The organism is Paraburkholderia youngii, from assembly GCF_013366925.1.
GTDB lineage: Bacteria > Pseudomonadota > Gammaproteobacteria > Burkholderiales > Burkholderiaceae > Paraburkholderia > Paraburkholderia youngii.
Map to the genome: position 1 here is coordinate 1116901 of NZ_JAALDK010000002.1, position 12599 is coordinate 1129499.

Below are 12599 nucleotides of genomic sequence, written 5' to 3' on the forward strand. Positions count from 1 at the left end.
CTATGGATTCACTGTTGCGTATCGTATAGCCGGTCAGGAACGAACAATGCAGTCGCGCCGCTCAAAAAGAACACCGCGCCGACCACGAGAAAGCCGAGTCCGATCGAGAACTGCGTCGCGATAAAACCAATGACGATCGGCGCCGCCCCCGAACAGAAGCGCCCGAGGTTATACGAGCCGCCCACCGCGGTGCCCCGCACCGACGTCGCGAAACTCTCGGACATGAACGTGCCGATCGTGCCGAGCGGCACGCCGTACAGAAAGCCGAAGAACAGCATCAGCGTGGAAATGTTGTCGCGCGTGTGCCAGAAAATGATCACCGGCAGAAAGAGCGCCGCACCGATGCAGCCGAGCACGTACACGCCGCGCCGGCTCCAGCGATCACCGAGCCAGCCCGCGAAGATCTTACCGATGAAGGCGACCACGTACGTGCCGATCATATAGCCGGTCAGCGAACCGAACTTGATGTGCAGTTCTTTCTCGAGGTACGTCGGCAGCCAGTTGTTCAGACCGTAAAAGCCGGACAGCACGAAGATCGACGCGAAGGTCCACAGGATGAACATCGTGCGTGCCTGGCGGTCGCGGAAAATCTGCGCGTAGCGATTGTCGACGAGTCGCGTCTCGTTCGCGCGGTCGGCGGCCCGGCTCGCGAGCCATGCGGCCGGTTCGGGAACCGCGAACTTGATCGCGAACGCGAGCAGCACCGGCACGGCCGACACGTAGTACAGCGTGCGCCAGCCGTACTGCGGCAGGATCCAGCTGCTGAGCGCGATCACGACGATATAGCCGGCCGAAATGCCGGTTTGCAGCATGCCGAGCACCAGCGAGCGCCGCTCGGTCGGCACGTATTCGGCCACCAGCGTGGTGACCAGCACCATGCAGCCAATGCCGAGCGAACTGATGAAGCGCACCGCCGCGAATTCGATGAAGCTGTGCGTGAACCCGAGCATCCCCGCGCCGAGTGAGAACAGCGCGAGCGCCCACGCGACGACGCGCACGCGGCCCAGACGATCGCTCGCCCAACCGCCGGCAATACCGCCGATCGCCATGCCGAGCAAGGTCAGACTACCGAGCGCGCCCGCTTCGACGTTGGTCAGCCCGAAGTCGTCCTTGATGCGCGACAGGGTCAGGCCGTACATCATCACGTCGGCGCCATCGGCGATCAGCGCGAGGTAGCCGAGCACGAAGACCAGCACCCAGCGGCCTTGCGAGACGGCCGGATGGGGCACGGCTTGATAGTGTTGCAGATCTGATGGTGTTTTCATGAACGCGCGACGCAAGCGGGGGATTGCGTACTCTGTTTGATGAGAGCGGGGGCAAGGAAGGCGCCGATCAGCAGGCCCATGCTTTCATGGCGGCTGGTGTACCAGCCTTCCTCGTGCGTCAGGTTCATCGTACCGATGCACACGCCGTCATAGGCGATCGGGATGTTCAGGATCGAGCCGAGACCCATACCTATCATCACTGCGTGATCGTCGAAGGCCTCGCGAATGCCTTTCGACGTGGCGGCGCGAAACGGCTTCAGCTCCTGGAGTATCTGCCGCGCCCAGGGGGTGCCTTGCTTCCTTTTGCGGCCGCCCAGTGGATAGACGTCCGGCATGTTCGTGTAGACCCGTTCGACCTCGTGTCGCTGCGCATCGTAGGACATGATCGTAATCAGGCTCAGGCCTATCGCCTTTGCCGCCACCGCGTGAACCGCGCGGAACAGCTCAAGTGGTTGGCCTTTCACGCGCATCGCCAGCGCGAGGCGTTCGAGGTCCGCGATATCCAGCATCTGCGTATCGTGCGGTGCGGATTCGGTCAGGTTGCCTTGCATCGTTTGCATCGCGTTTGGATCGGGAAATGTGAAGAGTCGCAGTGCGATTCAGCTGTGCATGCGGGTGGAGTTCAACTGGCCTCGCGCGTCGTGAGCCGGTTCGAGTTCGCTCGCTTCGATATCTTCGAGCGAGCGGTTGCGCGTTTCGATGCCGAGGAAGAACACCACGCATGCGCCGATCACCAGCACCGTCGTGGTCATCGCGAACACACCGAGAAAGCCGAACAGCGGATAAACGAGGCCGACGAGAATCGGCGCGCTGACCGAGCCGATGCGGCCGAACGATGACGACGAACCCGTGCCCGTGGTGCGCACCGCGGTCGGAAACACTTCCGGCGTATAAGCGTAGACGCCGGCGAATGCGCCGTTCATGAAGAACGACAGCGCGATGCCCGCGGTCATGATCTGTATGCCGGTGTGAGAAAACGCTAGCGTGATCGCAGCGATCCCGCCGAGCAGCATGTAGGAAGCGACCACCGCCTTGCGCCCGATTTTCTCGTTGAGCCACGCGGCCGAGAAGTAGCCGGGAATCTGCGCGCCATAGATCGCGATCGAATAGCCGAAGCTCTTCGTCATCGTCAGTCCTTCCTTGACCAGCAGGCTCGGGATCCACGAGAAGAACGAGTAGTACGCGAACGCAACCGAGAACCACATCAGCCAACTGACCGTGGTCGTGCGCGCGAGTCGCGGCGACCACAGCGCGAGCACGTTGCGCCAGGCGTTGCCGCGCTTCGGCGTCGAGGCCGGCGTGGGCACCGCGTGAAGCGCGTTGGCCACGCTCACCGGAGCAAGCGCAATGCCGCGCTCGGCGAACGCCGCCTCGATGCGGCCGACGATGCCGTTCGCCTCGGCCGCGCGGCCCTGGCTTTCGAGCCAGCGCGGCGATTCGGGCAGCGTGCGGCGCCACCACAGCAGCATCACGACCGGCAGCGACGTGATCACCGCCAGATAGCGCCAGCCGTCGGCGAAGTTGCGCACCACCGCGAAGCCGAGAATCGACGAGGTCAGATAGCCGAACGACATGAAGCCGACCAGCGCGCCGCAGAAAATGCCGCGATAGCGGCGTGGCACGAATTCGGCGAGAAACGGCGCGATCACGACGGTCTCCGCGCCCGAACCGAAGCCCGCGACGACGCGCAATGCGAAGAACGTGTGCCAGTCCTGCGCGGTTGCGCTCGCGAGCGACGCGACGCAATAGATCGCGAGCGCGCTCATCATGATGCGGCGTCGGCCGATCACGTCGGCGAGCACACCCGACAGGAACGCGCCGAAAAAATAGCCGATATAGGTGCTGCTCGCGACCAGCCCGGTCTGCGCGCTCGTCAATTGCCACAGCTTGCTGACGACCGGCAGCAGGAACGCGAGCGACGACGAATCGAGTCCGTCGAACATGTACCCGAGCCCGCCGATCAGCAGCAGTCTGCGGTGAAAGCTCGATATCGGAAGTCTTTCAAGACGAGCAGCGACGGCGGACACGGCAATTTCTCCCGAGGAAATCGCGCGACGAGGCCGCGCGTTCCGTGCTGATGGCTGCTTCGGGCCGCTTATCGGCCGATCGCGTAAGCCTGCATCTGACGCGGCGTGGCCGCGCCTCGCATCAAACCGTTGCGGATCGCGACCGCGCAGACCCGGCCGAGCGCCCACGGCTCCGCGACGGTGAGATCGTGGCTGCGCGCGCGCAGTTCGGCGAGCGTGCTGTCCGGAAAGCGCGCCTCGGCGGACATCTTGCCGAGCTGCATCGCGCGCGGATAGAACGAGCCGGGGAAGTGCGCGGTCTGGAACGACGGCGCGTCGGCGGCGGCCTGGAAGTTCATCCCGCCATGCACGTGCTTGAGGAACAGTTGCAGCGACCACTGATCCTGCTGGTCGCCACCCGGCGTGCCGAAGGCTGCGTACGGCTTGCCGTCGCGCGTGACGAGGGTCGGCGACAGCGTGGTGCGCGGGCGGCGGCCCGGGCCGAGTGATGAAGGCAGGCCTTCTTCCATCCAGAACATCTGCGCGCGAGTAGTCACGTTGAAGCCGAGACCCGGCACCGCCGGCGATGCCTGCAGCCAGCCGCCCGACGGCGTAGCCGAAACCATGTTGCCCCAGCGGTCGACCACGTCGAGATGCACGGTGTCGCCGCGCAATTCGGGCAGTGGAGCGAAGGTCGGCTCACCCTGACCGAAGCCGCCGGCCTGCTCGCGCCCGGCGTTCGCGACGATGCGCGCGGCGCGTTGCTCGCTGTCGCCGAGCAGCCCGGGGCGGAATTCGAACGACGCGCGGCGCAGATCGATGAGGCGACGCCGCTCGTCGTTGTATGCGTCGCTGAGCAGCACGTCCATCGGCACATGGGAAAACGCCGGGTCGCCGTAGAACACTTCGCGGTCGGCGAATGCGAGCTTCGAGCACTCGATCACCGTGTGCACGAAATCGGGTCCGAGGGGGTCCATCGCGCTGAGATCGAAGCCCTTCAGCAGCGCGAGCTGCTGCAGGAACATCGGGCCCTGGCCCCACGGGCCGGTTTTGTGCACGCGCATGCCCGCGTAATCGTACGACACCGGGTCTTCGTAGGTCGGCTCCCAGCGCGCGAGATCGCCCGCATCGAGCAGGCCGCTGTTGCGCAGGCCCGAGGTGTCGAGCACGGCGGTCGAACGGAAGTACTGGTCGATCGCGTCGGCGACGAAGCCGCGATAGAAGGCATCGCGCGCGCGTTCGCACTGCTCGGCGCGATCGCTGCGTGTGTTCGCCTCGCGCAGGATGCGCTTGTAGGTTTCGGCGATCGCGGGATTCGCGAACAACTGGTTCGGCATCGGCGCCTCGCCGTTGCGCAGCCATTGCTCGGCGGAGGTCGTCCATTCGGTGCGAAAGAACTCCTGAATCGCGAGAATCGACGATGCCATGCGCGGCAGCACCGGATAGCCGCTTTCCGCGTAGCCGATCGCATAGCTCAGCACGTCTTCGAGGGGCAACTGGCCATAGTCGCGCAGCAGCGCCATCCACGCGCCGAACGCGCCCGGCACGACCGCGGGCAGCAGGCCCGTGCCCGGCACCACGTCGAGCCCCATCTTGCGCATCCGCTCGATGGTCATACGCGCGGGCGTCACGCCCTGTCCGCACAGCACGCGCACGCGTTCTTCGCGCGCACTGTAGAACACCACCGGCAGTTCGCCACCCGGACCGTTCAGATGCGGCTCGACGATCTGCAGGACGAAGCCGGCGGCAGCGGCGGCGTCGAACGCATTGCCGCCTTTTTCGAGGACCGCCATCGCCGATGCGCTCGCGAGCCAGTGCGTCGAGGCCACCATGCCGAAGGTGCCGATCAGTTCTGGACGGGTTGTAAACGACATGCGCGGCTCCTTGGCGACGACGGCTCCGAACGATCAAACCAATGTCTAATGGTTCGACTGGAGAAAATGAAAGCGTAAGTCTAACGAAGCTGGGTTGCACCCGGTGTTAACCCGCGAGTTGCGAGCCAGTATAGCGAATCAAAAATCACCGGGTGCTGCCGTGTCAAGTCGCTGCGATTCTGGTATCGTTGGGACCAATACAAATTGGTTCACGGAATGACATGGAAAAACCGGTACTGGGTGTACTGCTCGACTACATCGCCGAACATCGGTTGAAGGACGGTGACGCGCTGCCGCCCGAACGAAAGCTCGCCGAAGAACTGGACGTGAGCCGCCGCGAGTTGCGCGCGGCGCTCGCTTCACTCGAGGCGTCGGGGCGCGTTTGGCGCGGCGTCGGCCGCGGCACCTATCTGGGCGCGCGGCCGCTGAAGTTTGCGCCGACGCTGCGCGGCTTGCGCGCCGGTACAAGTCCCGCGGATATCGCGGAAATGCGGCTGTTGTTCGAGCCGGCGCTGGCCGCGCTGGCCGCTACGAAAGCGAGTGGCGACGATCTGCAGGAACTGGAGAAATGCGCACGCAAAAATGCCGCCGCGAAAAATGACGAAGAGTGGCAGCAATGGGATCATCGCTTTCATTTGCTGATCGGACATGCCACGCGCAATCCCGCGTTGATCGCTTTGATGGAGGTGATCAACGGCATGCGGGTGAAGCCGGCGGTTCGCGAGAAAACGTCCGCGCAGGAGACGCGGCAGTTTTTCGCAGAACAGCATCAGGTGATCGTCAATGCGCTGAAAGCGCGCGATGCGGACGCGGCCGCGCAATGCATGCGCGAGCATCTGCTGAGTGTGCAGTGGCGTGCATCGGCGAAGACCGATGCAGCGGCGGCGCGGCGTGCGTGAGGTTGCCGTGGCGCCGCGCGCTGGTTAGGCGTTGGCGGAGCTTTACTGCGCAAGCTTCCGGTTCAACCGGCGCATGCCGTCGAAGACGGCATCGGCCACGTCCAGCGGAAAATCGGGGGGCAGTCGCGACGAGACGGTATCGATCACCGTCTCCGTTTGCGCGCTCAACTGATCGATCAGCGCATCGACATCGGTGGCGGAAAAGCCCACGCGCTGTCCTTCTGCGACCCAATGCCGGCGCTGGATCTGATTGAGCAGGTAGTGGACGTTCTTGCCGCGAACCGCCATCGCCAGTTTCACTTTTTGCGCCGCGAGACGTCCCGCACCGCTGCCGATGATCGGATGCGCGGACAGCACGTCGTAGAGCGGCGTGGCTTCGTAGCGATTGCCGGGCAGATGCGCGATGCTGAAGTTCTTCGCGTGGCCATCGGTCGCGGCGAGCAGCCAGAAAACCAACTGCGTCGCGAAGAAGTTGCGGCGGTCCGTCGTCGCGCGGGCGGAGCCCGCGAGTATCTCCATGATCGCCTCGATGCCCGGTCCGCCGTCGGACTCGTACTTGTGCAGCGCCGACGTACCAGTGGCCTGGCACATGTCCTCCTGCGGCAAACGCACGATCCACGTGGCGTCGCTCGACAAACGGCGATCGAAGCGCTCGACGATCAATACCTTCTGTTCGTCGAATCGCGCGATTTCGCAAGGCGCGACCGGGAGCCCGTAGGCCGCGACGATCCGCGAGCACAGCCATTCGTTTTCCACCGACGTGCGCATATCGGCGCGCATGTTGCCGACGAGCCCGAGCGGCAGCTTGAAGATGTGCGTGGTCGGCGTGCTGCCTTCGGGCAGCAACCAGCGGTTGTGATGACGGAGCAGCGCGGTTTTTTCCTGCGCACCGGCGATCGACAGACGCAGGTCTTCGAGCGGATCGTGCTGCCCGAGCGGCGCCGCCGTCGTCGTGCCGCGCAGCAGCGCCGCGATGTCGCTGTCGCTGAGTTCGCGGCCGTGGATGCTCATCAGGTCGCTCGGCTCTTCGTCCGGCGGCAGCAGTTGCAGAGCGCCGACGCAGTCGCGTCCGAGCGTGGTGAGCAACGCAAACGGCGCGGTGCTGCCGGTCCGGTAGCGCGCGGCGATGCGGCGCCGGATCGGTTCACTGTCGGGCAGCAGATTGTCGAAATAGTCGGCGACGATCTGGCCGCGATACGGCTGATTGCCTGGTGTGAACGGCAGCGACAGCGATAGCGGGCGTCCTTGCGGATCGTCAATCCATTCGTCGGCATAGGTCAGACGTTCGGCGCTGCGTGCCGTTTCCCAGGCGCCGACCCGCAGGCCGTTCATCCATAGGTTCAGACGGTTCGGTGTGCTGCGCGCCATGCTTACCAGTCCTCCCGTTTCTTGCTCGTGCTGGCCGCTTTGGTTGCCTTGGCGGGCTTGACCGCTTTGGGCTTTTGGGCGGTGCTGGCGGATTTGGCCGCTTTGGCGTTGGTGCCCGATGCCTGGGCTGCGGCGCGGTCGCTGGCCTCGCCGGGCGATGTCGTCGCCGCGCGCTGTGCCGCAGCCTGCGCGCGCGTGGCGCGTATGGCGTTGCCTTTTGCTGCGGCCGGCGGCGCGTCTTCCACGGCCACGCTTTGCGTCGATCCGCTCGGCGTGAGCTTCAGATCGACCTGCAAGACCCGTAACACCCTGAAGAGCCGTTCGACGCTGACGGCCGAGGGATTCGCTTCGAGTTGCGCGTAGGTCTGTTGGGTGACGCCGAGATGGGCGGCCATCGCGGTTTGAGTGAGCCCGGCGGCCTTCCTGAAGCCCTGCAGGATCGGTCTGAGCTGGCTCAGTGTCTTGATCGCGTAGTCCACGGTGGATCTCCGGTTCGGCTGCGGCGACGTAACAGGTCAAAACCTGTAAATTGCGGATACAGTCTATACCCTGTATTTCGTAAATACAAGCTAAAGACTGTTAATGGTGAGCGCGGAATCATTTGAAACGCTGTCCCCTTCACGCCAGCCATCACGCAACTAACGGTCCACTGCGCACCACCACTCCCTTCGCTGCTGCGCAGCCAACCGCCGCAGGCAAGCTCCGCTCGTCACCGATGAAGATGATGGACAAACGCATCAATAGAAAATCGCATGTAATGCCAGAACAAGCGTCTCGAACGTAAATCGACAGATTCACATCGTTTTCAATTAACGCGATCCAATCAGGAAGCCGAACATTCACGAAAGGAAGAAGAAACCGTGTTCGGATTGCGTGGATAGAACACTGAATAGCCATCGATAAAAAATCGCTAGCAATATCGCCAGCGCCAACTTGAGCGCAGGATAACCGATGAATGTTGACGCGCATTGCATCGCACTCCTTTCGCTCGTCGAATGAAATTGACACAAATTTCACGCGGCGTGCATCGAGCGGAAATGAGCTTGGAAATTGCAGAAAAGGCTGTAGACTCTATAGCGTGTGTTACGCGGCGATGCCAACGCGATTCCAATCGTTGCGCGCACACCGCATGTGTGCAAATCACTCCAATCCGTCACGAGATTTTCTGCCATCAAGGTGTCTATTCGCTGATACGACTCAACGCTAATAGAACCTGAACCGGCGAACCACGCCGACCGATGAACCTGAAAGGAGAATCGACGAGACCCACGGACCACTCTTCCAAATAACGCGATCGACACCGCCGGATGCGGTCGCCGGCCGGCCGCTGGAGAACATAACTTCCCTGGAGTATGTGATGGCAAGCAAACCACAATGGCGAACGCTGTTATCCGTGACTTTTCTGTCGCTGGCAATGATGGGCAACGTCGTGCGTGCGGAAAACATTCCAATCGTCACGGGCCAGCAATGGATGCAGTCGACCGACGAGCAGAAGAAAGCGTATCTGGTGGGTATCTCGAATGTGATCGACATCGAGCGCGCCTATGCCGGCAACACGGCGAACAGCAATGACATCGCGCAGCGCTTCGGCAAGGGCATGCAAGGCCAGACGCTCGACAGCGTGCGTCAAGGCCTCGACAGCTACTACGCGGCCAATCCCACGATGATCCAGCACCCGGTGATCGAGACCCTCTGGTTCCAGATGGTCGTGCCCGGCCTGAAGAAAAATCAATAAGGAGAACGATCATGAAACGACTTGGGTGGATCGTCAGTATTGGCGCGCTGGCTGCGATGATCGGTTGCGCGGACATGAGCCCGCGGACGCAGGGAACGATAGGCGGCGCGGCACTCGGCGCGGGCGCCGGTGCGGGCATCGCGGCGATCTCTGGCGGCGACGCGTGGACCGGCGCGATCATCGGCGGCGCGGCGGGCGGCGTGGCCGGCAATATCCGCGGCCGTTAGTCATTGCCAGCGAGCAGGCAAACCGGGGCGCGTCACGGATTGCATCCCGGCTTTTCGTTATTGACGCGCACGGCCCGATGGTGCGGCCTTGATGGGCAGCACATAGGCGTCGGACGAAGCGAGCTCGAAAGCGTCGCTGAAGGACTCTTCTTGCAATCATTCGCGCCGGGCATATCTTGCCTCTCCAGCATGCCGTGCCAATCATCCGGTCATACACAGTCTTCGTCGATGCCGCGCCGCGCGCGCTCGGACGACAAAGTTTGAACCGCTGATTAAAAGCCCTTAGGATATCCAAACCGGAAGCCGTCGCGATGACGGCATGCGCACACCACGCAGAGAGCAGCCTGCGCGCGGTGCAACCTTCATCTCATCAAGAGAACACGAATGCTGCGCACGTCGCTGAAGGTAATAAAGATAAGTGCATGGGTCGTGGTGCTGCTGGCGGTGCTCGCATTGGGACTACGCGCGTGGTATTCGCAGCGCGGGCCAGAGCTGTCGGTATGGCACACCTATGTGCCGCGCGAAATGACCGTCGAAGAAATGGACACCGCCGACTGGAACGCGTACATCAAGGCGGAAAACCGGATTTTCGAAGACGTGCGCGTCAATGTCGTCGATAAGATCCGGCCGTCCGAGCGCATTCCGGCGAACCGTTATTACGAGGGCTCGCCGATCTTTCCGTGGCATTTCGCCGAAAACTGGAATCGCTCGTACATTCTCGAACCGTCGGGCCCACCCGTAGGTGCGGTCGTGCTGCTGCACGGCATGACGGATGCGCCGTACAGCATGCGGCATATCGCGCGTCGATATCGCGATCGCGGTTTTGTCGCGATCGGCATCCGCTTGCCGGGACATGGCACGGTGCCGGCGGGGCTCACCGACGTGCACTGGAAGGACTGGACCGCGGCCACGCGGCTCGCGGTACGCGAAGCGCGACGTCGCGTGGGGCCGGACAAGCCGATCGAGCTGGTCGGGTTTTCGAACGGCGGCGCGCTCGCGCTGCAATATGCGCTCGACGCGATCGAGAATCCCGCGCTCGCGCGTCCGACGCGCGTCGTGCTGATCTCGCCGATGATCGGCGTTACGCGCTACGCGCGCTTTGCTGGTCTCGCCGGATTGCCCGCGGTGCTGCCGGCCTTCGCGCGCGCCGCGTGGCTCGGCATCGTGCCGGAGTTCAACCCGTTCAAGTACAACTCGTTTCCTGTAAACGGCGCGCGGCAGTCCTATCTCCTCACGAGCGTGATTCAGGAACAGATTGCGCGCCTCGAGCGCGAGAACCGGCTCGATTCGTTGCCGCCTATTCTGACGTTCCAGTCGGTGACGGATTTCACGGTCAGCACGCCCGCGGTGATGTCGTTGCTCTACGACAAGCTGCCTGAGAACGGCAGCGAAGTCGTGCTGTTCGACGTGAACCGCAGCGTGCGTTTCAGGACCTTCCTACGCAACGCGTCATACACGGCGCTCTCGCGACTGCTGCGCATCGGTCCGCAGAACTATCGCACGACGGTGATCGCCAACGTGTCGCCGGATTCGGCGCATACCGTCGAGCGCAGCGTTTATGCGGGAGAAGTGCAAAAACGCGTGAAGCCGCTGGACATCGATTATCCACAGGATATTTTCTCGTTGTCGCACGTCGCGATTCCTTTCCCGATCACCGACGCGCTGTACGGCATCGCGCCGGACGATTCGGAGAACTTCAACGAAAACCTCGGCACGCTCGCGCCGCGCGGCGAACGCGGCACGCTGATTCTGACGCTCGATTCGATGTTCCGCATCGCGTCGAATCCGTTCTTCCCGTATCTGCTGCAGCGGATCGACGAAGGCATCGGCAAAATGCCGCCGCCGGTGGTCAAGTCACCGCCGCGCACGCACGAAACGGCGGGCGGTCCACCCGACGATTTCGCGGCAGACCTGAACGCGCTCGAGAAGGCCGGCTCGGACGAGCCTTGAGGTGTGGATCGCCATCCGCTTTTCCGCGCGAGGAGCGACGTTACGGCTGATACGACGAATCGACGATCGTCCACAGCGCCGCTTTCGGCTTCAGGCTCGCATCGAACGGCAGCGGCAGGTTGTTGCGCGGCACTGGCGCCGACGTCAGCCACGTGTGCTTGTCCGAGTAGCCCCAGAACGTCACCGCCTTGATGCTTGGCTCCTGTTCGAATAGGGCGAACACCGCGCGATAACGCTCGGCCTGCGCACGCATGATGTCGTTCGGAACCGGACGGCCGAGGTCTGGCAGACACGCATGCGGATTGCTCCAGCATTCTCCCGGATCGGCATAGAGGCTCACGTCGAGCTCGGTTACCTGGTTTTCGAGGCCTAGCGCGGCGACATCGTCGAATGCCTGCTTGATGTTCGGCAGTGGCGGCCAGTTCACGCTGATGTGCATCTGATGCCCGACACCGTCGATCGGCACCCCCTGCGCTCGCAAGTCGCGAATCACGGCGACCAGCTTTGCGCGCTTGTGCGGATCGTCGGTGTTGTACTCGTTGATATAGAGCTTCACGTCCGGGTCCGCCGCGCGCGCCGCGCGGAACGCGATCGCGATGTAGTCCTTGCCGAGAGCGCGATACCACGGACTGTCTTCGCGATAGACCTGATGCGGATCATCGCTGATCACTTCGTTGACGACGTCCCACGCATAAACCTTGCCTCGGAAGTGTGTGACGACGTCGGTTATATATCGATCGAGCCGCTTCACGACGATGTCGCGATAGTGCGGATCTTTCGGATCGCCCGCGAAGAACCAGTCCGGCGCCTCGGTCCAGCCGTCGGCCTTGAAGTGCCACACGAGCGTATGGCCGCGCACTGCAATGCCGTGCGCCCGAGCGAACGCGACGATCCTGTCGGCCGGCTCGAAGTTGTACTTGCCTTCCGCGACGCCGATCGTGCCCGGCTTCATCTTGTTCTCGGCGGTCAGGCTCGAGAACTGAGCGGCGATCAGCGTCGCGTCGGCGGGGCTGTCGATCGAATCAGGTTCGATCGCCGCGCCGACCTTGAAGTGCGCGGCCATCACACTGCGCAGAGGCGGCAGCGTTTCGGCGGGCGCCGCGGCGAGCGGCGGGCCGTCATGAGCGACGGCCGCCCGGTCGAGCGCGCAGCTTGCGGTCCATGTGAGCGTACAAATGGTGGCGGCTGCGCAGAGCATGCGCATCGAGGTCCTTAGCAGGCTGTTGAAAAGCGCCCCGTCATGACGACCGAAGCTATGTTCAGGAGACTTGCGCG

At 63.2% G+C, this 12599-nt stretch carries 12 protein-coding genes; 4 read left to right on the plus strand and 8 right to left on the minus strand.

Annotated features, from left to right (window positions below; genetic code table 11):
• Window positions 1–8 precede the first annotated feature (8 nt).
• From G5S42_RS36425 to G5S42_RS36440, 4 genes are all read right to left on the minus strand, one after another.
• Window positions 9–1265, minus strand: a complete 1257-nt coding sequence (locus G5S42_RS36425; RefSeq protein ID WP_176111565.1) for an MFS transporter — start codon at window positions 1263–1265, stop codon at window positions 9–11.
• Window positions 1262–1825, minus strand: a complete 564-nt coding sequence (locus tag G5S42_RS36430) for a GAF domain-containing protein (protein WP_176111566.1) — start codon at window positions 1823–1825, stop codon at window positions 1262–1264. The genes G5S42_RS36425 and G5S42_RS36430 overlap by 4 nt, the downstream gene beginning before the upstream one ends.
• A 39-nt stretch (window positions 1826–1864) precedes the next feature.
• Entirely contained in the window at window positions 1865–3292 is a 1428-nt protein-coding gene (locus tag G5S42_RS36435) for an MFS transporter (RefSeq protein ID WP_176111567.1), read from the minus strand.
• A 68-nt stretch (window positions 3293–3360) separates the two neighbouring features.
• Window positions 3361–5145 carry a gamma-glutamyltransferase family protein gene (locus G5S42_RS36440; protein WP_176111568.1) on the minus strand — a complete coding sequence of 595 codons (1785 nt, stop codon included), beginning with the start codon at window positions 5143–5145 and terminating at the stop codon, window positions 3361–3363.
• Window positions 5146–5366: 221 nt separating this feature from the next.
• Between G5S42_RS36440 and G5S42_RS36445 the strand changes: the two genes are divergently transcribed.
• Window positions 5367–6044, plus strand: a complete 678-nt coding sequence (locus tag G5S42_RS36445) for a FadR/GntR family transcriptional regulator (protein ID WP_176111569.1) — start codon at window positions 5367–5369, stop codon at window positions 6042–6044.
• 42 nt (window positions 6045–6086) lie between these two features.
• Here G5S42_RS36445 and G5S42_RS36450 read toward each other — a convergent pair whose 3' ends face one another.
• The 3 genes from G5S42_RS36450 to G5S42_RS36460 all read right to left on the minus strand — a co-directional run bounded on the left by G5S42_RS36450 (window position 6087) and on the right by G5S42_RS36460 (window position 8381).
• The gene (locus tag G5S42_RS36450) at window positions 6087–7412 is read right to left on the minus strand and encodes a type II toxin-antitoxin system HipA family toxin (protein ID WP_176111570.1); all 1326 of its coding nucleotides are present in this window, start codon (window positions 7410–7412) and stop codon (window positions 6087–6089) included.
• A 2-nt stretch (window positions 7413–7414) separates the two neighbouring features.
• The gene (gene relB / locus G5S42_RS36455; protein ID WP_176111571.1) at window positions 7415–7891 is read right to left on the minus strand and encodes a type II toxin-antitoxin system RelB family anti-toxin; all 477 of its coding nucleotides are present in this window, start codon (window positions 7889–7891) and stop codon (window positions 7415–7417) included.
• A 151-nt stretch (window positions 7892–8042) separates the two neighbouring features.
• On the minus strand, window positions 8043–8381 hold the full coding sequence (locus G5S42_RS36460; RefSeq protein WP_176111572.1) for a hypothetical protein: 339 nt from the start codon (window positions 8379–8381) through the stop codon (window positions 8043–8045).
• Window positions 8382–8769: 388 nt separating this feature from the next.
• Here G5S42_RS36460 and G5S42_RS36465 point away from each other — a divergent pair, with 388 nt between their 5' ends.
• The 3 genes from G5S42_RS36465 (at window position 8770) to G5S42_RS36475 (ending at window position 11324) form a co-directional block, all read left to right on the plus strand.
• The gene (locus G5S42_RS36465) at window positions 8770–9147 is read left to right on the plus strand and encodes a hypothetical protein (RefSeq protein ID WP_176111573.1); all 378 of its coding nucleotides are present in this window, start codon (window positions 8770–8772) and stop codon (window positions 9145–9147) included.
• Window positions 9148–9158: 11 nt separating this feature from the next.
• Window positions 9159–9374, plus strand: a complete 216-nt coding sequence (locus tag G5S42_RS36470) for a YMGG-like glycine zipper-containing protein (protein WP_176111574.1) — start codon at window positions 9159–9161, stop codon at window positions 9372–9374.
• A 384-nt stretch (window positions 9375–9758) separates the two neighbouring features.
• The gene (locus tag G5S42_RS36475; RefSeq protein WP_176111575.1) at window positions 9759–11324 is read left to right on the plus strand and encodes an alpha/beta hydrolase; all 1566 of its coding nucleotides are present in this window, start codon (window positions 9759–9761) and stop codon (window positions 11322–11324) included.
• A gap of 40 nt (window positions 11325–11364) precedes the next feature.
• Here G5S42_RS36475 and G5S42_RS36480 read toward each other — a convergent pair whose 3' ends face one another.
• Entirely contained in the window at window positions 11365–12522 is a 1158-nt protein-coding gene (locus G5S42_RS36480; protein WP_246392322.1) for an endo-1,4-beta-xylanase, read from the minus strand.
• Between the last annotated feature and the right edge of the window lie 77 nt (window positions 12523–12599).

What these genes read in the sequence shown, in the direction of transcription:
- G5S42_RS36440 (WP_176111568.1), bottom strand. Translation starts at nt 5,145, where the DNA reads ATGTCGTTTACAACCCGTCCAGAACTGATCGGCACCTTCGGCATGGTG.
- G5S42_RS36450 (WP_176111570.1), bottom strand. Translation starts at nt 7,412, where the DNA reads ATGGCGCGCAGCACACCGAACCGTCTGAACCTATGGATGAACGGCCTG.
- G5S42_RS36425 (WP_176111565.1), bottom strand. Translation starts at nt 1,265, where the DNA reads ATGAAAACACCATCAGATCTGCAACACTATCAAGCCGTGCCCCATCCG.
- G5S42_RS36480 (WP_246392322.1), bottom strand. Translation starts at nt 12,522, where the DNA reads ATGCTCTGCGCAGCCGCCACCATTTGTACGCTCACATGGACCGCAAGC.
- G5S42_RS36445 (WP_176111569.1), top strand. Translation starts at nt 5,367, where the DNA reads ATGGAAAAACCGGTACTGGGTGTACTGCTCGACTACATCGCCGAACAT.
- G5S42_RS36470 (WP_176111574.1), top strand. Translation starts at nt 9,159, where the DNA reads ATGAAACGACTTGGGTGGATCGTCAGTATTGGCGCGCTGGCTGCGATG.
- G5S42_RS36465 (WP_176111573.1), top strand. Translation starts at nt 8,770, where the DNA reads ATGGCAAGCAAACCACAATGGCGAACGCTGTTATCCGTGACTTTTCTG.
- G5S42_RS36460 (WP_176111572.1), bottom strand. Translation starts at nt 8,381, where the DNA reads ATGCGCGTCAACATTCATCGGTTATCCTGCGCTCAAGTTGGCGCTGGC.
- G5S42_RS36475 (WP_176111575.1), top strand. Translation starts at nt 9,759, where the DNA reads ATGCTGCGCACGTCGCTGAAGGTAATAAAGATAAGTGCATGGGTCGTG.
- G5S42_RS36430 (WP_176111566.1), bottom strand. Translation starts at nt 1,825, where the DNA reads ATGCAAACGATGCAAGGCAACCTGACCGAATCCGCACCGCACGATACG.